The 18,547-nt window shown below is 47.8% G+C and carries 17 protein-coding genes; 13 read left to right on the top strand and 4 right to left on the bottom strand.

The features are described 5' to 3' along the window. Nucleotides 1-28: 28 nt before the first annotated feature. From QU605_RS11255 to QU605_RS11245, 3 genes are all read right to left on the bottom strand, one after another. A complete protein-coding gene (locus QU605_RS11255) occupies nucleotides 29-478 on the bottom strand; it encodes an alkaline phosphatase D family protein (protein ID WP_434967927.1) in 450 nt (149 codons plus the stop codon). Between the two features lie 145 nt (nucleotides 479-623). Next, nucleotides 624-1,382, bottom strand: a complete 759-nt coding sequence (locus QU605_RS11250) for a DUF6090 family protein (RefSeq protein ID WP_289725413.1) — start codon at nucleotides 1,380-1,382, stop codon at nucleotides 624-626. 78 nt (nucleotides 1,383-1,460) lie between these two features. Continuing rightward, nucleotides 1,461-2,066, bottom strand: coding sequence for an alkaline phosphatase D family protein (locus QU605_RS11245; protein ID WP_289725412.1), 606 nt, complete (start codon nucleotides 2,064-2,066; stop codon nucleotides 1,461-1,463). Between the two features lie 71 nt (nucleotides 2,067-2,137). Between QU605_RS11245 and QU605_RS11240 the strand changes: the two genes are divergently transcribed. The 3 genes from QU605_RS11240 to QU605_RS11230 are packed head-to-tail and all read left to right on the top strand — an operon-like array spanning nucleotide 2,138 to nucleotide 4,804. After that, nucleotides 2,138-3,154, top strand: coding sequence for a DHH family phosphoesterase (locus QU605_RS11240; protein WP_289725411.1), 1,017 nt, complete (start codon nucleotides 2,138-2,140; stop codon nucleotides 3,152-3,154). Then, complete coding sequence (gene gldI / locus QU605_RS11235; RefSeq protein WP_289725410.1) at nucleotides 3,151-3,702, top strand: gliding motility-associated peptidyl-prolyl isomerase GldI; 552 nt, start codon at nucleotides 3,151-3,153, stop codon at nucleotides 3,700-3,702. The genes QU605_RS11240 and gldI overlap by 4 nt, the downstream gene beginning before the upstream one ends. 7 nt (nucleotides 3,703-3,709) lie before the next feature. Beyond that, nucleotides 3,710-4,804 carry a peptidylprolyl isomerase gene (locus tag QU605_RS11230; RefSeq protein ID WP_289725409.1) on the top strand — a complete coding sequence of 365 codons (1,095 nt, stop codon included), beginning with the start codon at nucleotides 3,710-3,712 and terminating at the stop codon, nucleotides 4,802-4,804. Nucleotides 4,805-4,819: 15 nt separating this feature from the next. Here the strand turns inward: QU605_RS11230 and QU605_RS11225 are convergent, their stop codons facing one another. Continuing rightward, on the bottom strand, nucleotides 4,820-6,283 hold the full coding sequence (locus QU605_RS11225; RefSeq protein ID WP_289725408.1) for an aminoacyl-histidine dipeptidase: 1,464 nt from the start codon (nucleotides 6,281-6,283) through the stop codon (nucleotides 4,820-4,822). A 73-nt stretch (nucleotides 6,284-6,356) separates the two neighbouring features. Between QU605_RS11225 and QU605_RS11220 the strand changes: the two genes are divergently transcribed. The 10 genes from QU605_RS11220 to QU605_RS11175 all read left to right on the top strand — a co-directional run bounded on the left by QU605_RS11220 (nucleotide 6,357) and on the right by QU605_RS11175 (nucleotide 18,441). Further along, nucleotides 6,357-7,430, top strand: a complete 1,074-nt coding sequence (locus QU605_RS11220; RefSeq protein WP_289725407.1) for a DUF3810 domain-containing protein — start codon at nucleotides 6,357-6,359, stop codon at nucleotides 7,428-7,430. A 113-nt stretch (nucleotides 7,431-7,543) separates the two neighbouring features. Continuing rightward, on the top strand, nucleotides 7,544-10,489 hold the full coding sequence (locus tag QU605_RS11215; RefSeq protein WP_289725406.1) for an amidohydrolase family protein: 2,946 nt from the start codon (nucleotides 7,544-7,546) through the stop codon (nucleotides 10,487-10,489). Nucleotides 10,490-10,513: 24 nt separating this feature from the next. Further along, nucleotides 10,514-11,800, top strand: coding sequence for an amidohydrolase family protein (locus QU605_RS11210; RefSeq protein ID WP_289725405.1), 1,287 nt, complete (start codon nucleotides 10,514-10,516; stop codon nucleotides 11,798-11,800). 57 nt (nucleotides 11,801-11,857) lie between these two features. After that, nucleotides 11,858-12,673, top strand: coding sequence for a TrmH family RNA methyltransferase (locus tag QU605_RS11205; RefSeq protein ID WP_289725404.1), 816 nt, complete (start codon nucleotides 11,858-11,860; stop codon nucleotides 12,671-12,673). Nucleotides 12,674-12,757: 84 nt separating this feature from the next. Beyond that, nucleotides 12,758-13,999 (top strand): M48 family metallopeptidase, encoded by a 1,242-nt coding sequence (locus QU605_RS11200; protein WP_289725403.1) that lies wholly within the window; start codon nucleotides 12,758-12,760, stop codon nucleotides 13,997-13,999. A gap of 112 nt (nucleotides 14,000-14,111) precedes the next feature. Then, nucleotides 14,112-14,654: a DUF4287 domain-containing protein gene (locus QU605_RS11195; protein ID WP_289725402.1), complete on the top strand. Its 543-nt coding sequence runs from the start codon at nucleotides 14,112-14,114 to the stop codon at nucleotides 14,652-14,654. Nucleotides 14,655-14,818: 164 nt separating this feature from the next. After that, the gene (locus QU605_RS11190; protein WP_289725401.1) at nucleotides 14,819-15,580 is read left to right on the top strand and encodes a hypothetical protein; all 762 of its coding nucleotides are present in this window, start codon (nucleotides 14,819-14,821) and stop codon (nucleotides 15,578-15,580) included. A gap of 92 nt (nucleotides 15,581-15,672) precedes the next feature. Continuing rightward, a complete protein-coding gene (locus QU605_RS11185; RefSeq protein ID WP_289725400.1) occupies nucleotides 15,673-16,242 on the top strand; it encodes a hypothetical protein in 570 nt (189 codons plus the stop codon). Between the two features lie 341 nt (nucleotides 16,243-16,583). Beyond that, nucleotides 16,584-17,309: a DUF2092 domain-containing protein gene (locus tag QU605_RS11180; RefSeq protein WP_289725399.1), complete on the top strand. Its 726-nt coding sequence runs from the start codon at nucleotides 16,584-16,586 to the stop codon at nucleotides 17,307-17,309. A gap of 16 nt (nucleotides 17,310-17,325) precedes the next feature. After that, nucleotides 17,326-18,441: a DUF6515 family protein gene (locus QU605_RS11175; protein WP_289725398.1), complete on the top strand. Its 1,116-nt coding sequence runs from the start codon at nucleotides 17,326-17,328 to the stop codon at nucleotides 18,439-18,441. The last annotated feature ends 106 nt before the right edge of the window (nucleotides 18,442-18,547 follow it).

Raw genomic sequence — 18,547 nt, 5'->3', positions numbered from 1 at the left:
ATACGCTTTCTCCCCTCAACCCGCAAACTCAATACGTTTGTGTGAGCTCCTGAACTATTTTATTGCCATCCGTATGGATTTGAAAGATCGCTTTGTGCTTTTGAAAATCAAGAATAACCCATCCAAAACTCACCTCAGGCACAACCTTACCCACACGATATGGATTGACTTCCCCCTTAAAACTGCTGTAGGCATGCGTCAGGCCGCTGGAGGTAAAATCAACAAGCGGGTATAGCAGGGGCTCTGAATCCATTCGGGAAAATTCTGATATGTGCCGGTCTCCGGACAATACCATAACCCCTCGGGCACCCGAACTACCGATCAATTCGATGAGCCGGTTTACTTCGTGGGGAAAATTACCCCAGGTTTCAAATCCGTGTTCCCCTGACAATACTTGTATACTGCTGACGATCATATTAAAGTCTGCTTCAGAAGTTTTGAGTTCTTTTTCCAGCCATTCCCATTGGGCTGCACCCAATACGGTTCCAGAAGTAGTGGTGGTCAGATTTGTGAACAGAGTTTGGAATAGTAGATTGGTAGCTATTAGACGTATATGTTGTTAGTTTTTGCTTGAATCAAATATTAATACCCTTATGCAATATGTGTTTATATGATTTCTAGCTTTAGTCTATATTTTGCCTTATTTGCGCAATTAATCGTTTAGATTGCTCTTCTAGCGGTAAATAGAAATTCTTATTTAGGTTTATTGACATTACAATGAATATGTAAAGATTGCTTTCAAATTCTGGCTTTTCAAGAAAAGTGAAGTCATTGTTTGGAAACCTACTTGGTTCAACAGCAATAAGAGCGTCCTCGATAATATCTAAGTGTCTTCTGAAATTTCCATTATTGATAAAGAATTGATGGGTGTAAGCCCCCTTTTCAGTAACAGCGTTTTCTTGAATTTTCACAAGTTCTAATTGTGATTGTAATTCAGAAATTGCCTTTCTCAAGGATGGATCAGAAATGATTGATAATTTTCCAGAATTATTTATTTCATTATAAATTCCTTGGTTGGGTATATACCTAGAAGCATATTTAAAAGCTCCCACCATATTTTGGGATAATTCTTTTTCACTTAGTACGGGTAATGACGGCCCAGTGAATTTTCCAATAGTTATGCAATTTTTAATAATTTCGGTATTGGTTTCAATAGTCTTAGTGAGTATCGTGAGATTGGTTTCAAGCTCTAGTAACAACGACGTCAATAATTGCTGTTCGATAACCTTATTTTTTTGTTCTTCATTCCAATTATTTATCTGCAATGCAATCAAAATACCAATAACTACAAGGACAATTTCTCCAATAGCATACAAAACGTATTTGCTGAACTTGTTATCAGCAAGGAGTCTTTGACGAATTTTACGGAAAAATTTAATCATGCGAAGTAAAAAATTAGTTGTCTTTTCTAAGATGCTGAATTAATATAAGCGACTTAAAATCAGGCGGATAATATTTAATTAAAAGACCGCCACATTAGATACTATCACAGAGGTGTCAGTATGGGGCAAATACCTTTTATCCCCTGTGGGATCTTCCCTTAAGGCAGTTCTGAAGCACCGGGTATCCAGAACCAGGATTTTTACGCTCCCTTTACCGTGTCTGTAGGTATGAGAGGCATAAATACCTTCCCGCTGGCGCCTGGGACTATCGGCCGGGACATCCATGAAATCCATAAATTCCTGCTGGCTTACTTCCCGGGCCGTAAACTCCGCTCCCCCGTCATTCAGACCGTAGTCGTGATCATCCCAGGTTCCGATTACTGGAGTGGCAGCCTTTAATCTGGAATAGCCCGGAACCTTCTTGAGTTCAGCATAGTATTCCCGCAACTTTTCCTTTTCTGCTGTATCGGCGTAGACATTATCCCCTCCCCAGATCCAGAGATCCGGATCAAGCGCTAGAATGTCATCCCACAGCAGATTCCCCCGCCCGGTATCGTTACAGGAGCCGAAGGCAATTCTGAATGTTTCCCTTTCCGGGCTCGCCGATGCTGCAGATGCATCCTTTCCCGGCTTGCAGGAGAGCAATATCAGCAACAGCAACAATTGAAAATGAAATAGTTTCAAAACTTGTACTTTATTCTTCTAAAGGTATCATTTCTGATCCGGCTTTAATCAAATTTAATATCTTTGCCCGCATGAATTCTGACTTAGTCGGGCCTTTAAATGCCTTCTTGAAAACCGGACGCCGGATCGTTCTGGTCCCTCACAAGAACCCTGATGGAGATGCTATAGGCTCATGCCTGGGGTTGCAGCGCTTCCTGGAAAAGAACAACCACACCACCCACCTGATTTCCCCCAACGATTTCCCTGAATTTCTCAAATGGATGCCCGGAGCCGATTCGGTTCTTAATTTTGAGAAAAATCGGGAGGAGGCTTCGGAACTTATCGAAAGGGCAGAACTGATTTTTACACTGGATTTTAATTCCCTTGGAAGAATTGGGGCTATGCAGCCGGTCCTTGAAAAGGCCACATGTCCCTTTATAATGGTCGATCATCACCAGAGCCCGGATACCTATGCAGCAATTACCTATTCCGACCCGGAAATGAGTTCCACCTGTGAGATGGTCTTTCATCTGATCGATGCTTTGGGTGCGGTTGACCAAATAGATGGAGCGCTCGCGTCCTGTCTCTATACAGGTATCCTGACCGATACGGGATCGTTTAAATACTCAGGGACGACCCCAACGACCATGAGGGTTGCCGCAGAACTTATGGAACACGGAGCCAACCATACTGAAATACACAGGCACATCTACGACACCAACCGGGCTGAACGTCTCCAGTTGCTGGGTTGCGCGCTTCAGAACCTGGTGATCTTAAAGCCTTATCGCACGGCATATATCACCCTAACCCAAAATGACCTGGACCAACACGGCTTCCAGAAAGGTGATACGGAGGGCTTTGTCAACTATGCACTCTCCCTGAAAGATGTGGTCCTTGCCGCAATTTTTATCGAAAACAGGGACGAAGGAATTATAAAAATTTCCCTGAGGTCGCAGGGTGAATTCTCGGTTAACGACATGGCACGGTTACACTTCAACGGAGGTGGGCATATAAATGCTGCCGGTGGACGCAGCGATGAATCGCTGGAGGCTACCACGGCGCGGTTTGAATCCCTCCTTCCTTCATATGAAAAGCAACTAAACCGATGAGACAGGTTTTAATTTGTACAGCTGTTATGATTTTTTTGGCCTCCTGCCAGGAGCAGACCCCGCGCCGACCGCTGGAGGTTCGCAGCGGGAGTTTTTTAAAAACTTCTGCAGAGCGCAACAAACGCTTGCTGGAACTGGAAACCGCAGCCATGACGAAATTAGTACAGGAAGACAGCCTGAACACTTATCAGGAAAGTTCCAGTGGTTTTATGTTCACTTATGAAAAGAGGGTCTCTGAGGCCCGCCCCCCGGCCAAACCAGATGATCTGGTCACACTTACCTATAACATCCGCACCTGGAATGAGGATACGATATACAGGAGAGATGAAATCGGAATGCTTCGCTATAAGGTGGATAAACAGGAACTTTTTCCGGGACTTCGTTATAGTGTAAAATTGCTCAGGGAAGGAGAATCGGCAACCTTTTTATACCCGTCTTCCCTGGGGTATGGATACCATGGGGATGATGCCCGGATTGGTCCCAACACCCCGCTTAAATGTACTGTTGAGATTTTTAAAATAGAACCAGATACTAAAAACGAAAATTGATTGAGCTATGAATAAAACTGCTATAATACTGTTGATGACCATTGGTTTGATGTGGTCGTGCAAGTCCAATTACGCGGATCTCGGGGATGGCCTTTACGTGGAATTACAAACGACCAAAGGCGATGTTGTCCTGAAACTCGAACAGGACAAAGTTCCGTTAACCGTGGCAAACTTTGTGAGTCTTGCAGAGGGAACCAACCCGTATGTCAGCGAGGAATTCAAGGGAAAGCCCTTTTATGATGGCCTTATCTTCCACCGGGTTATGCCCGATTTTATGATTCAGGGAGGAGATCCGTTAGGAAATGGCACCGGGAATCCGGGCTACCGTTTTAAAGATGAATTCAATGCGGACCTCAAGCACAATGCCAAGGGAGTGCTCTCCATGGCAAATGGCGGACCAAACACCAACGGCAGTCAATTCTTCATTACCGTAAAAGAAACTCCGTGGCTCGATGGAGTGCATTCCGTTTTTGGTAAGGTGATAATGGGAATGGACGTGGTTGACTCCATCGTCGCAGTACCCACCCAGCCAGGGGATCGACCTGTGGACTCTGTAATCATGAAAAAAGTGACGATTCTCCGCAAGGGCAAAGAGGCCAAAGACTTTGATGCTTTGGAGATTCTTGCGGATTACTTTGCCGAAGAAGAAGCGATTCAGGAAAAAATCAGAGCGTACGGCCAGGAATTGATCGACCAGAAATCAGAAGCCGTTGAACTTCCATCGGGACTCAGATACATAGTGATCAAGGAGGGTGAAGGCCCAAAACCTTCAACAGGACAAAGAGTTTCGGTCAATTACGCCGGCTGGCTGGAAAATGGAACCCTCATTGATACGAGCGTAGATTCCATCGCGAGGCAATTCGGTAAATACGAACAATTGCGCTCCCTCCATCGCGGTGATTTTAGCCCCTTAACCATGGTACTGACCCCGGACATGCAATTATTTGCCGGTTTTAAAGAAGCGATGCTGGGGATGAAGGCCGGGGACAAATGGCGCATTTTCGTACCGCCTCATTTGGGATATGGCAGCCAGGGTAGCGGACCCATCCCTCCGAATGCCAATTTGGTATTCGATCTGGAAATGTTACCGCTGTCTGAATAGCCTCGGAATACCTTACTAATCTGCTTCGGGAATGTGCGCTAACACATCCTGAAGCAGCTTCCAGAATTTAAGGGTAGAAGAGACAGAAGCCCGCTCATCCGGGGAGTGTGCCCCCAATATGGTCGGCCCGAAACTGATCATATCGATCCCAGGATAATGGTTCTTAAGAATTCCGCATTCAAGGCCTCCATGGCCTGCAAGTACCTTGGGGTCTTCTCCGAAAAGGGACGCATACCGACGGGAAACCACCTTTAGAACAGGTGAGGTGATATCAGGGAGCCAGCCGGGATAATCCCCGCTGGTTGTAACGAGGTAGCCTGCCGGTTCAAAAGAGGCCCTTAATTTGCGTACCAGGTCCGATTTGGCAGATTCCCGGGACGATCGTGTAAGACATGCAATCTCTATTTTTCCACCCCCAACGTTTACCCGCGCAACGTTATTCGATGTCTCAACAAGGTCGGGGAATTCGGAACTCATGGCATAAACCCCATTTTGGAGGCTGTATAAACAATTCAGCAAGCGGACTGTGTCCTCCGACTGCATTACTTTTTCCGGGGTTTCAACGGATTCGATTCCAATTTGCAGTGCATCTTCTTTCACTTCGTATTCTTGCAGGATGGCGCTCTTTTCAGATTCCAATGCCTGAAGGACTGCCTTCTCCACCGCTGAAGAAAACACGATACCTGCAGTTGCCTCACGCGGAATGGCGTTCCTCAGACTCCCGCCTTCCATTGAAGCGAGCCTTAACGGTGCAGCTTCAAGGCCGCTCAGTATGAGCCGGCTGATGATCAGGTTGGCATTCCCCAGTCCTTTATGGATATCCATACCACTATGACCGCCCTTGAGGCCTTTGATGCTGAGCACAAGCCCCCGGTACCCGTCTCCGGGTGTCACCTGGTCATAGGTGCCTGTGGCGGTAACATCTACCCCCCCGGCACAGCCAACGCACAAGGTATCGTCCTCTTCTGTATCGAGGTTTAACAAAATGCTGCCGGTTAAAAAATCGGCATCCAGATTCTTGGCACCGGTCATCCCGGTTTCCTCATCGATGGTAAAAAGCGCTTCTATCGCAGGATGCGGGATCGTTTCTGAGGCGAGTATCCCCATTATGGCTGCGACGCCCAGACCATTATCTGCACCCAGTGTTGTACCCGCTGCCCGGACCCAGTCGCCATCAACATACATTTGAATGCCCTGGGTTGAAAAATCGAACTGGGTTGCCCCGTTTTTCTGATGCACCATATCGAGGTGCGCCTGCAGGACCACCGTTTTCCTGCCCTCCATTCCGGGAGTCGCCGGTTTACGGATCAAAACGTTTCCGGAGGGATCGGTTTGCGTGTCCAGTCCGAGTGAGTTCCCGAATTCGACCATAAAGGCAATCACCCTTTCTTCTTCTTTGGAAGGCCTGGGTACTGCATTGAGATTGGCAAAGTGTTTCCAGACAGGAATGGGTTCTATTGAAGCGATGGCAGCAGACATAATATGCATTTAGTGAGTCTCAAAAATAACCATTACGAGTCATGCTCGAAGGAATATTATCTATTTTTACGCCATGCGTTCTCGTTTTAAGATCGGTATTGCCCTTTCCCTTCCCATTCAACTTCTCGCTGTAAACTGGATGTCCGCCCATCCTCAGTGGGTTGAGACCTATTACAGCCTGGGCCTTTATCCACACATTGCTGCTTTCTTTAGACGACTCTACGGGTGGATTCCCTTTTCTGTAGGTGACGTGCTTTATTTTTCGCTTAGTGTCGTTGCCGTCATTTATTTAATTCGCAAATGGCACTGGATCCGAAATCATTTTTGGTCCTTTATCAGAAATGTTTTCGTTTTAATTTCTGTACTCCACTTTACTTTTTATCTGCTCTGGGGAAGCAACTACTTTAGGGTGCCGCTTTCAAAAACACTGGGGTACGATGTAAAATATTCCACTGAAGAGCTAATATCGGTCACTAAACATCTGATCGGCAAGACGAATTCCCTGCAGGAAAAGCTGAGTGGGAATACCGAGCAGGCGGTTGATATTCCGCTCACGCGAACTGAAATCCTCAATAAAACGGTCTCAGGCTATGGCAGCCTGGCCCATACCTTCCCAGGTTTCAGATATAAAAACCCGAGTCTTAAACCTTCCCTCTTCAGCACAATGCTCACCTATATGGGATATGGGGGGTATCTGAATCCATTTACGGCAGAAGCACAGGTCAATCACCGTTTACCCACCTTCAGGTATCCGGTTGTTTCAGGACACGAGGTAGGTCACCAGTTGGGATATTCCGCTGAGAATGAGACCAATTTTATAGGTTATCTGGTCACCCTTAGGAACCCCGATGAATATTTCCAGTATTCGGCATCTGCCTATGGGCTGAGCTACTGCCTATCCGAAATTCGAAGAAGGGACAAAACGGCTTATGAAAATCTACTGACGACCATAAACCCGGGCGTTCGCGCAAATTACAGGCAGCTAAATGCTTTCTGGAAATCATTTGAGAATCCCATGGAGCCCATTTTTAAATCCATCTTTAACCAATACCTCGAGATAAATAAACAAAAGGACGGTATCCGCTCCTACAACAGGGTAGTGGCGTTGATCGTGGGCTATCACAGGGTTTATCCGGTCAATCCATAAAACCGTTAATCTTAGGTTTTTGCATAAAGTCTTCCTGAGAATAGCTGATTTTGGTATATTGCCCAATTGAACTACCCAAAATTCACACTACTCATTCAAACTACAGTCCTCTTATGAAATGGAAACTATTGCTCCTCGCCCTATTGGGCCTGAGTTATGGCTCTTATGCCCAGAAATATTTCCCAAAAAACGACGGGGTTAAAGCCAGCAACAGCAACTACACGGCCCTTACCAACGCCCGCATCTATGTAAGCCCAACAGAAGTGATCGATAAAGGCACCCTGCTGATACACGACGGGAAAGTCGTTAGTGTGGGCAAGCGCGTGGATGTCCCGGCTAATAGCATGGTACTGGATTTGGAAGGAAAATCAGTTTATCCTTCTTTTATCGATATCTTTTCTTCATTTGGCGTGGAACAGGCCAAACGAAACCCGTCAGGCGGCAGATCTGCCCAATACGGACCCAGCCGCGAGGGTTTCTATTGGAATGACCATATAATGCCTGAAAATAATGCAGTTTCCAAATATAAGTTCGATACCAAAGAAGCCAAAGACTTGCGCGGACTCGGTTTTGGCGTGGTCAACAGCCATATTCAGGATGGCATTGTTCGGGGAACAGGGGTGTTGCTCGCCCTAAATGAAGAAGGCAATGATTCTGAGCGCATACTGGAAGACGCCTCAGGACAGTATCTGTCTTTTGATCGCAGTATTGCAAAAGCGCAATCCTACCCTACTTCCCTAATGGGTTCGATGGCTTTATTGCGCCAAATGTACCATGATGCTTCCTGGTACGAAGGCGGAAACGTTTCAACAACCGACCGTTCCCTAGAGGCCCTGCTCAAAAACAAGAACCAGGTGCAATTTTTCGCAGCCGGAGATAATGGACATATCCTCAGGGCAGATGGCATTGGTGATGCCTTCGGAATTCAATACGTGATTCTGGCCGGAGGTCAGGAGTATGAGAACATCCAGGATGTAAAAGCGACGATGGCCCCCCTTGTTGTGCCACTGAACTTTCCCGAGGCATTTGACGTTTCCAATCCTTATCAGGCCGGATACGTAAGTCTCGAGGATATGAGGCACTGGAACCATGCGCCTTCCAACCCCGGCGTTCTTGAGGAAAATGACATTCCATTTGCCTTCACACTAAAGGATTTAAAAAACACCAAGGACGTCCACAAAATGATTCGGAAAGCCATGGAATACGGGCTTTCGGAGACAAGGGCCCTTGAAGCCCTGACGGCTGAACCGGCTCGAATACTGGGGAAATCCGAAGAAATAGGCACCTTGCAACAAGGGCGGTATGCCAACTTCCTGATCACTTCCGGGCCCGTTTTCGGATCAGAGACAACCCTTTATGAAAACTGGGTGATGGGTAAACGGCATGTACTGGCGGATATGGATAAAAAAGATATCCGGGGCGAATATGCCCTTAGCGCGGATGGAAAAGAATTCGCCCTTTCGGTAAGCGGGAAGGCAAGCAGCCCAAAACTCGAAGTCAAAAAAGGTGAGGAAGTCCTGAAATCAAAAATGAGTTACGACAATGACTGGGTCATGGTCTCCTTTTCGGACGGCAGTGATTCGTACCGTACTTCGGCTTTGGCAGATCCAAAATCGGACAACCTCAGCGGCAAGATGATTTTACCCAACGGAAAAGAAACGCGTTTTACAGCCCGAAAAACCGGCCCCTTTAAACCTGAAGAGGAAAAGTCAAAGGATAAAAAAACACCGGAATTGCTTCCTTTGAGCTACCCCAACGTCGGATATGGGTATCAGAAAGTCCCGGAACAGCAAAACCTGCTCTTTAAAAATGCCACAGTTTGGACTGGGGAAGCCGAAGGGATCCTGCAGAATGCAGACGTCCTGATCAAAAACGGCAAGATCACCAAGGTGGGAACAAATCTCTCAGCTGGAGGGGCTAAGGTCATCGATGCGACCGGCAAACACCTGACGGCCGGAATTATCGATGAACACACGCACATCGCCGGTCTTGCCATAAATGAAGCCGGTCATAATTCTTCGGCAGAGGTAAAAATGACCGATGTGCTGGATTCTGAGGATATCAACATCTACAGAAACCTGGGCGGGGGCGTGACCTCGGCTCAGCTCCTCCACGGGTCGGCCAATCCCATAGGGGGCCGCTCGGCAATCTTTAAGCTGAAATGGGGACAGAGTGCTTCTGAGATGATCTACACGGATATGCCCAAATTCATCAAGTTTGCTTTGGGTGAAAACGTTAAGCAATCCAATTGGCAGAGCTTTGACAGGTTTCCACAGACCCGTATGGGGGTGGAACAGGTATTTGAAAACTACTTTCAGCGCGCCAAAGAGTACCAGGTATTGAAAGATTCGGGAAAACCTTACCGGTACGATGAGGAGATGGAAGTGCTGGCAGAGATTCTCAGGGGAGAACGCTATATAAGCTGTCACTCCTATGTTCAGAGCGAAATCAATATGCTGATGAAACTGGCCGATCGCATGGATTTCAAGGTCAACACCTTTACCCATATCCTCGAAGGGTACAAGGTAGCCGATAAAATGGCTGAACACGGTGCTGGTGGTTCCACCTTCAGTGACTGGTGGGCCTATAAATACGAAGTTAAAGACGCCATTCCTTACAACGCAGCCATCATGCATAGTCAGGGGGTAACAGTAGCCATCAACAGCGACGACAGGGAAATGTCGCGCCGTTTGAATCAGGAAGCGGGTAAAACTGTAAAATACGGGGGGCTTTCGGAGGAAGAAGCCTGGAAAACAGTAACATTGAATCCCGCAAAATTGCTTCATATCGACGACCGCGTTGGAAGCATAAAAGTGGGGAAAGACGCCGATTTGGTCCTGTGGACGGACCATCCGCTCTCCATATATGCCGTTGCTGAAACCACCTATATCGAAGGGGTTCCCTACTTTGACAGGAACGAGGATGCCAAACTCCAGCAACGCATGGCATCGGAGCGGAGTAAGCTGGTTGAGATGATGCTCGATGAAAAAGCAGGAGGGGCGTCCGTACAGCCTCCGAGACAAAAACAGAAAAGAGCCTTTACTTGTAACAGCCTCTAAAAGCAAGACGTAATTATGAAAAATATGAAATCATATATAGCAAGTACACTTTTAGCCGTGATAATGACCGCAACGGGATGGGGGCAACAAACTCCTGCCCTCCCCCAGAGTGAAACGATCAGCATCACCGGGGCGACACTCCACCTGGGTAATGGGGAAATCGTCGAAAATGGCACGGTGACTTTTACCGAGGGCACCATAACCGCGATCGGAGCAGGATTACAGGGATCCGGGCGCGTTATCGACGGCAGCGGCAAACACGTCTATCCGGGCTTCATCGCCCCGGGGAAATCCCTCGGGCTTATTGAGATCAATGCAGTTCGTGCGAGTAACGACCAGGATGAGATCGGATCGCTCATACCGCACGTCCGCAGTGTCATTGCCTACAACGCTGAATCTCAGCTGGTGGAAAGCATGCGGCCTAACGGGGTTTTACTCGGGCAGATAACGCCTCAGGGTGGACGTATCTCAGGGACTTCTTCCATAGTTCAATTCGATGCCTGGAATTGGGAAGACGCCGTAGTACATGAAGATGATGGCATACACCTTCACTGGCCAGGGGCCTTTCGAAGAGGCCGCTGGTGGATGGGGGAACCCCGCGGTTTCCAGCCTAATAAGGACTATGAATCCCAGAAGCAGGAAGTACTCACCTTTATCAGCAATTCCAAAGTATACGGCTCTGGTAAAGCGGAGGAGGTCAATCCGGCGTTTGAAGCGATGCAGGGACTCTTTAAGGGAACACAAACCCTTTACCTGTACGCGGATGGAGAACAGGAGATTATCGATGGGGTCACCCGCTCGAAGGCTGCCGGTATTCAGAAAGTTGTTCTTGTAGGGGGGTATCAGGCACATAAGATTACCGATTTCCTGAAATCGCACAATATTCCGGTTCTGGTGAATTTCACCCATACCCTGCCTAACCTGAATGACGATGCCTACGACCTGCCGTACCGCCTCCCAAAATTACTCGCTGATGCGGGGCTCCTTGTAGGTATTCAGAATGCCGATGCATCGAATTTCCAAACCCGGAACCTCCCGTTTTACGCGGGCCAGGTTGTCGGACAGGGACTCGATAAAGAAAAGGCCCTGGCGATGATCAGTGGGAATACGGCTCGGATTCTGGGGATTGACGACAAATATGGCACCCTGGAAACCGGGAAAAGTGCAACCCTCTTTATTTCGGAAGGGGATGCCCTGGATATGCGTGGGAATCAATTGACCCATGCCTTTATCGATGGGCGCGAACTTTCCCTGGAAACACATCAGACCGAGCTCTGGAAACGCTACATGGGCAAATATGCCAGGGAGTAAACCCTGACATGTGTATCTTTAACAACGGAGGGGTTCATTGAACCGTTCCGTTTTTTTATGACACAACCTGGGATGAAATTCATCAGCAGCATACAAAACCCGGAAGTCCGGCAAATAGAACACTGGAACCGAAAATCCCGTAACCGGAGACGAGACGGCGTTTTTGTACTGGAAGGTTTGCGGGAGCTCCAGCTTGCCCTCTCAGGAGGGTATCAGCCTGAGAAACTCTATTTCTGCCCTGAAATCCTGGATGAATCCGTCTTGAATGACATTCTCGGACTGGAGGATTGCTCCAGGGCAAGCCTTAGCCCGGACGTATATGGCCATCTGGCCTACAGGGGAAAAACTGAAGGAGTTATCGCCCTGATGCGCACTGGGGATCACAGACTTCAAAACCTGATCTGGAAGCGAAAAAACCCGCTTATTCTGGTCGCAGAGGCCCCGGAAAAACCAGGAAACATCGGAGCCCTCCTCCGGACCGCTGACGCAGCCGGACTCGATGCAGTTTTAATAGCAGATCTCAAAGGAGATCTCTACAATCCGAACATAATCCGCTCCAGTGTGGGGTGTTTGTTTACCGTACCCGTTGCCATAGGCGACAGTGCTGAAATCCTCGACTTCCTGAAAACATCAGATTTCCAGGTCCTGGGAGCTGCATTGGGTGCTTCCATTCCATACCATAAGGCAGATTATACCAGAGCAACAGCCATAGTTGTGGGCACAGAGGCTACGGGACTCACTTCGGTTTGGAAGGAAGGCGCTGATCAGCTTATCGAGATTCCGATGGGAGGAGTAATCGATTCCATGAATGTTTCTGTAGCCGCTGCAATCCTGATATTTGAAGGTCTCAGACAACGCGGGTTTCCAGGCTGAATGCGCAATGTCCCCTTGTCATTGACCTAATAAATTACGGGACTACGGATATTATTTCTATTTTGCCTCCCTTACTTCGATGCAATGACTTCAGAAACGCTCTTATATGCCATTGTTGGCATCCTTATTCTGGATTATTTTCTGGACACCGTCCTGGAAATGCTGAATGCCCGGAGATTTTCAGATCCTGTCCCTGCCGAATTGGAAGGTATTTACGATCCGGAAGAATACCTTAAATCGCAGCAGTACAAAAAAGTGAATTACCGCTTTGGTCTGCTTTCCTCAGGACTCTCCCTTGCGGTAACCCTCCTTTTTCTGCTTTCCGGCGGTTTCGGGTGGTTGGACGCACTGGCTGGCTCCATCACACCAGCCCCCATCCCCCACGCCCTGATTTTCTTTGGACTGATCTTTCTGGGCAGCGACCTTCTGTCAACCCCCTTTAGCTATTACCACACTTTTGTAATTGAAGAGCGCTTTGGCTTCAACAAGAGCACCCCTGCACTCTTTTTTGCCGACAAAATAAAGGGTTGGGGCCTCCTGATGTTTATTGGCGGGGGAATCCTCGCACTGATTATGTGGTTTTATGCCTGGGCAGGGATACATTTCTGGCTCTATGCCTGGGGCCTGATCACACTTTTTACCCTGGTGATGAACCTATTTTACAGCCGGCTTATCGTTCCCCTATTCAACAAGCAGGTTCCCCTGGAGTCGGGTGGCCTGAAAAGCCGTATTGAAAAGTATGTCCACAATGTCGGTTTTGAACTCAAAAACATCTTTGTGATCGATGGCTCGAAACGATCGACAAAGGCGAATGCTTATTTCTCAGGTTTCGGGCGGGAGAAACGGGTGGCCCTGTATGATACCCTGATCGATGACCTTAAGGAAGAGGAAATCGTGGCGGTTTTGGCCCATGAAGTAGGCCATTACAAAAAACACCATATCCTCTTCAATTTGTTTGCCTCCATTATCCTCACCGGACTAACGCTTTATATACTCTCGCTCTTTATAAACCATCCGGAGCTTTCCCTGGCCATAGGTGTTAAAGAACCCAGTTTTCATGCCTCGTTACTTGGTTTTGGTATGCTCTACAGCCCCATCAGTGAACTCACCGGACTGGTTATGAATTACTTTTCAAGGAAGTTCGAATATCAGGCAGACCGATATGCCCGGCAAACCTACGCCGCCCAGCCACTGATCGATTCCCTGAAAAAGCTTTCGCGTAAAAACCTCAGCAACCTTACCCCCCACCCAGCCTACGTCTTTGTGCACTATTCCCATCCGCCCCTGATAAAACGGATACGGGCGCTCAACAAGGCCACCCACTAAACGTTTCAGGGCTTCTGCAGCCCATAAGAATAGTATTGCACGGGTTTCGTATCTTTAGGAGTATCCCCCTTGAAGTTGTAAAATAAATCCATTAACCCTAAAGCACCCTGCTATGGATTCCGCACTGAAATCAATGATCGAAAACATGCCTGAGAAAACGGGCAAATCTTTGGACGAATGGAAAAATATACTCCGCACAAAGGCATTTAACAAGCATTCTGAGGCCCTGAATTTCCTTAAAAAGGAGCATGGAGTTACCCATGGGTTTGCCAACACCATTGTGGCGCTTTTCAGGGATGGGGGAGAATCTCCCGAGGATCATGTCGAGAATCAATATAAAGGAAAAGAATCCCTGATCCCGATTTACGAAAAGCTCCTGGAAGTAGTCCGGGACTTTGGTCCGGATGTACAGATCTCACCTAAGAAAACCACTGTTAGCCTGGTGCGGAAAAAACAGTTTGCCCTTATAAAACCTGCTACGAAAACACGAATTGATCTCGGCCTGAAACTTCGGGAAAAGGAACCTGCCGGCCGGCTGGAAGGTTCCGGACCCTTTGGCACCATGTGCACGCACCGCGTCCGGCTGGAAGCGGTTAACCAGGTGGATGCCGAACTCAGGAGTTGGCTCGAAGCTGCCTACGAAGAAGCAAATTAATGGGTTTACCGGGATCTGAATAGTCCTGTGATCTTATAAAAGCATATCTCAAGGTCCCCAAAAATGGCCCGCCTTATTTTAAAATTTTGCCACCCATTAAAAAGAAAAAATTAGTAAATTCAACGGTTGTTTTTCTTTCTTAAATCCAAATAAACTTCGATCATATGAAAGCCTTTTTCAAACCCAACCTGTTTTTAATGATTTTGTTCGGGATGCTACTTATGAGTACTTCCGGAGAAACGCTCCAGGCCCAGGATATGCGGACCGAACGCGTCGCTTTCCAGAAGGGAGCGAGCAGTGCAACCGTAGAGGGCGCGATCAGCGGGCGGGAAATCGTCGACTACCTATTAAACGTTCGTGCAGGCCAGAATATGAATGTCAGTTTGGCCTCCCAAAATGCCGGTATTTATTTCAATATTATGGAGCCAGGCGAAGCATACGTGGCTGTCTACAATGGTTCCGTCAACGGGAACCAGTTCGAAGGGTTCACTGCCAAAAGCGGGGATTACCGAATTCGCGTATATCTGATGAAGGGCGCGCAAAATACATCCGCCAACTACCGCCTCGAGATGATTGTCGGCGGGTCCGGGGATTCCGGAAATTCAGTAACATCAGGCGATGCCACGGTAGCAGGAACGGACTTCAATGCCACTGGCAATATCCCATGCAGTCTGGGGAACGGGCAACCCGCCGGAAACTGCCCCTTTGGGGTTATGCGGCGTGGGAATGGAGATGCAGATGTACAGGTCACCCTATCCGATGGGAGAATGCGATACATCTACTTCCAAAATGGTAAGGCAGTCGGATACGACCGCAGCCAGGCCGATACGGGTGAATTCCGCGCCACCAAAGAATCGGATCTGTATATTATCCATATAGGAAGTGAACGATACGAAATCCCAGAAGCCGTAATTTACGGAGGCTGAGCAAACTGATTTAACTCCATAATTTTCAGCCTTTTGAAGGCTGCTCATAGCAAAAGAAACGAAATACACCTATTTATTAACAGAACCCAATTATGAAAAGAAACGACTATTTGATTCCAATGGCGCTACTCCTTGCCATTTCCCTGACCTCATGTAAGCAGGATACCAAGGACAAGATCAATCAGGCCCAGGAGGCTGTTGTAGAAGAGACCAAAGAAGCCGCAAAAACTGTTGGAGATGCCGCCGAGAAGGCAGGGGAAGCCGTCGGGGAAGCCGCTGAAAAAGCAGGTGAAGCTGTCGGGGATGCCGCTGAGGCCGTCAAAGATGAAATCAAAAAAGTGCGCATTCAATTTGATTCCGGAGCCAACAGTAAAACCATTGAAAGCAGCATTTCCGGGCGGGAAACCGTGGATTACGTGCTTAACGGACAGGAAGGCCAGTATATGAACATTAGTATGGCCACACAACACGGCGCCACCTATTTTAATGTTATGGAACCCGGGGAAGCATACGTTGCGATCTATAACGGATCCACCAGTGGGAACCAGTTCGAAGGTACGGCTGCCAAAAGCGGGGACTACACCATCCGTGTCTACATGATGCGCAGCGCGGCGCGGCGGGGTGAAACTGCCGATTACCGCCTGGAGATGATTGTAGAATAGTCGCTTTACAAAATGGGCTCTAACGCGGAAAGGAGACCCTACAGGAATCCGGAGGCCAAAGCACGGCGTGTCATGATGACACATTAAACCCAATAGCCTCAAGCCTTTAAAGTATAAATGGCAGGACTAACATCCTGCCCTTTATACTTTGTCCTACTCCCTGTTTTACAAGGTTCCTCGAACAAACCGTTGCCCCAGAAGAAATGATAAAGCTCCAAAGGCAAATATGATCCCGCAGGGTTCATTAAACTTGATTTCCTTTGTCAAATTCATAAAATTCCGATATTTTACTCCTGAGAACTTTTATGTATCTTATCCAACCATTTTAAATCGTCAATCCGATGACACGAATTCTGATTTGTTTCCTAAGTATACTTCCCTTTACCGGGGTTTCCCAAACGACCGACAACATAGATCCAGTTGCCATTTCACTTATTGATAAAATGGGAGAAGTAATTGGCGGGATGGAAGCGATCAGCTTTCACCTGAGGTCAGTAAATGATGACAGGAATCAGTTGGGCCTCATGGAACGTACTTTCACCGCTCATGAAGTCTACTTTAGAGGACCGGACCGGATGGCGGTCTATAACTCAGGAGATAAAGGAAGTACGGGCTATTGGTACAATGGGGAATACATAACCTGGTACTCCTTCGACGAGAACAACTATGTAACGCTTCCGGCTCCCGAGAGCATTATTAAAACCATTGATAGTGTCAATTCCAAATTCGGTATGGAATTCCCGGCGGCTGACCTTTTTTATCCATCCTTCGGGGATGACCTGCTGGAATACTTTGGCAACGTCACTTATATGGGGATTAAAAATGTAGAAGGCGTAGCATGTCACCATATAATCGCAGAGACCAAAACAGATAATTTCCAAATTTGGATTGAGAACGGGGCGTTTTACCTTCCAAAGAAGTTCCTGTTTATCAAAAAAGGGGACTCCCCTTCAGTGGTAGAGGGTACTTTTGAGAATTGGGACACAAATCCGCAGCTCCCCGATGAGATATTTGAATTTAATCCTCCTGCAAACGCGGATCTGATCAGCATAATGCCTAAGAATTAAAATTAAGACACACCCTATGAAATCGGTTAGTAAAACACTTTTAAAAATAGCTGTCCCGGCTCTACTCCTACTTCTGGCTCCAGTTGAACTGGAAGCACAACGGATGGGACACAGAAGTTCCAGAAGCAGCATGTCCAGACCGAGCAGCAGACCGGCCAGTACTCCATCTACACGCCAAAGCAGGCCATCAACCAGTCGGAATACGCGATCAACAAATACAAGGGCTACTACATCCAGGCCCTCCTCAAAACCCTCCGTAAATGGAGGATACAATAAGTCGTCAAGGGATGTTTCCAGACCATCCACGTCGACAAGACCAGCGACAACGGATCGGAGTGCCTCGAATGCCAGAGACCGCGCGTCCAGTTCGGACAGGAATAAGGCTGTGGACAGGTCCTCAAGGGACAAAACCTCCAATGTCACCCGGCCCGGGGACCGCGGTAGTAATACAAGGGATCGCGCTGGCGACCGAAACTCTAACAACCGGGTAAATGTCGATAACAGCCGCAGGGGGAATACCAATATAAATATCGACAACAGCCGGAACGTCAATGTCAACAGGCGAAACACGTACGTACGGACGAGTCCCGTGCGCTATACAAGGCCCCCGTACCGATATGGCGGCTGGGGATTCTATTGCCACAGACCTTATTACTATCACCCGTACAGACCCTTTTACTGGGGACCCGTCTGGCATCCCTGGGGTTATTTTGTGACCACCATGGTCACAACAGCCATCGTGGTGAGTATTGTCAATGATAGCGGGCAGGAAGAAGAGTATCATTACGACGAAGGAAACTACTACATCAAAACAGATAAAGGATACGAAGTGGTCCAGGCGCCTGTTGGGGCTACGGTCAACAACATACCCGAATCGGCGGAACAGGTACAGGTCGGCGACACCTATAATTATTACTACGGCGGAGCATATTACGACAAAACCGAGGAGGGTTACACCGTTGTTCCGGCTACTGCGGGTACCATCGTTCCCGCCCTGCCCGAGGGAGGCGAAGAAGTAAAAGCGGGTGATCGGACGTATGTAAAGTTCGGAGACACCTATTACCAGCCTGTACAGGTAGATGGTAAGGACATGTATGAGATTGTTGAAATGAAGGAAGAGGAAACCTCCTAAATACATATTCTAATAAGGACAAATCGTCCTTAGACCCTGCATTGCAACGGAAAACCGGAGCCTTGCAGGGTTTTTTATGGACCGAACCATCTTGGCACCCATAGAG

Origin of the sequence: Robiginitalea aurantiaca (genome assembly GCF_030380815.1) — a bacterium.
In the GTDB taxonomy this organism is placed as follows: domain Bacteria; phylum Bacteroidota; class Bacteroidia; order Flavobacteriales; family Flavobacteriaceae; genus Robiginitalea; species Robiginitalea aurantiaca.
The sequence above is the reverse complement of the archived record's forward strand: the minus strand, read 5'-3'. Positions and strand labels throughout refer to the sequence as shown.

Coding starts and splice junctions, on each gene's coding strand:
- QU605_RS11185 (WP_289725400.1), top strand. CDS start 15,673: ATGAAAAGAAACGACTATTTGATTCCAATGGCGCTACTCCTTGCCATT.
- QU605_RS11195 (WP_289725402.1), top strand. CDS start 14,112: ATGGATTCCGCACTGAAATCAATGATCGAAAACATGCCTGAGAAAACG.
- QU605_RS11180 (WP_289725399.1), top strand. CDS start 16,584: ATGACACGAATTCTGATTTGTTTCCTAAGTATACTTCCCTTTACCGGG.
- QU605_RS11215 (WP_289725406.1), top strand. CDS start 7,544: ATGAAATGGAAACTATTGCTCCTCGCCCTATTGGGCCTGAGTTATGGC.
- QU605_RS11205 (WP_289725404.1), top strand. CDS start 11,858: ATGACACAACCTGGGATGAAATTCATCAGCAGCATACAAAACCCGGAA.
- QU605_RS11240 (WP_289725411.1), top strand. CDS start 2,138: ATGAATTCTGACTTAGTCGGGCCTTTAAATGCCTTCTTGAAAACCGGA.
- QU605_RS11225 (WP_289725408.1), bottom strand. CDS start 6,283: ATGTCTGCTGCCATCGCTTCAATAGAACCCATTCCTGTCTGGAAACAC.
- QU605_RS11220 (WP_289725407.1), top strand. CDS start 6,357: ATGCGTTCTCGTTTTAAGATCGGTATTGCCCTTTCCCTTCCCATTCAA.
- QU605_RS11190 (WP_289725401.1), top strand. CDS start 14,819: ATGAAAGCCTTTTTCAAACCCAACCTGTTTTTAATGATTTTGTTCGGG.
- QU605_RS11175 (WP_289725398.1), top strand. CDS start 17,326: ATGAAATCGGTTAGTAAAACACTTTTAAAAATAGCTGTCCCGGCTCTA.
- QU605_RS11200 (WP_289725403.1), top strand. CDS start 12,758: ATGACTTCAGAAACGCTCTTATATGCCATTGTTGGCATCCTTATTCTG.
- QU605_RS11210 (WP_289725405.1), top strand. CDS start 10,514: ATGAAATCATATATAGCAAGTACACTTTTAGCCGTGATAATGACCGCA.
- gldI (WP_289725410.1), top strand. CDS start 3,151: ATGAGACAGGTTTTAATTTGTACAGCTGTTATGATTTTTTTGGCCTCC.
- QU605_RS11250 (WP_289725413.1), bottom strand. CDS start 1,382: ATGATTAAATTTTTCCGTAAAATTCGTCAAAGACTCCTTGCTGATAAC.
- QU605_RS11230 (WP_289725409.1), top strand. CDS start 3,710: ATGAATAAAACTGCTATAATACTGTTGATGACCATTGGTTTGATGTGG.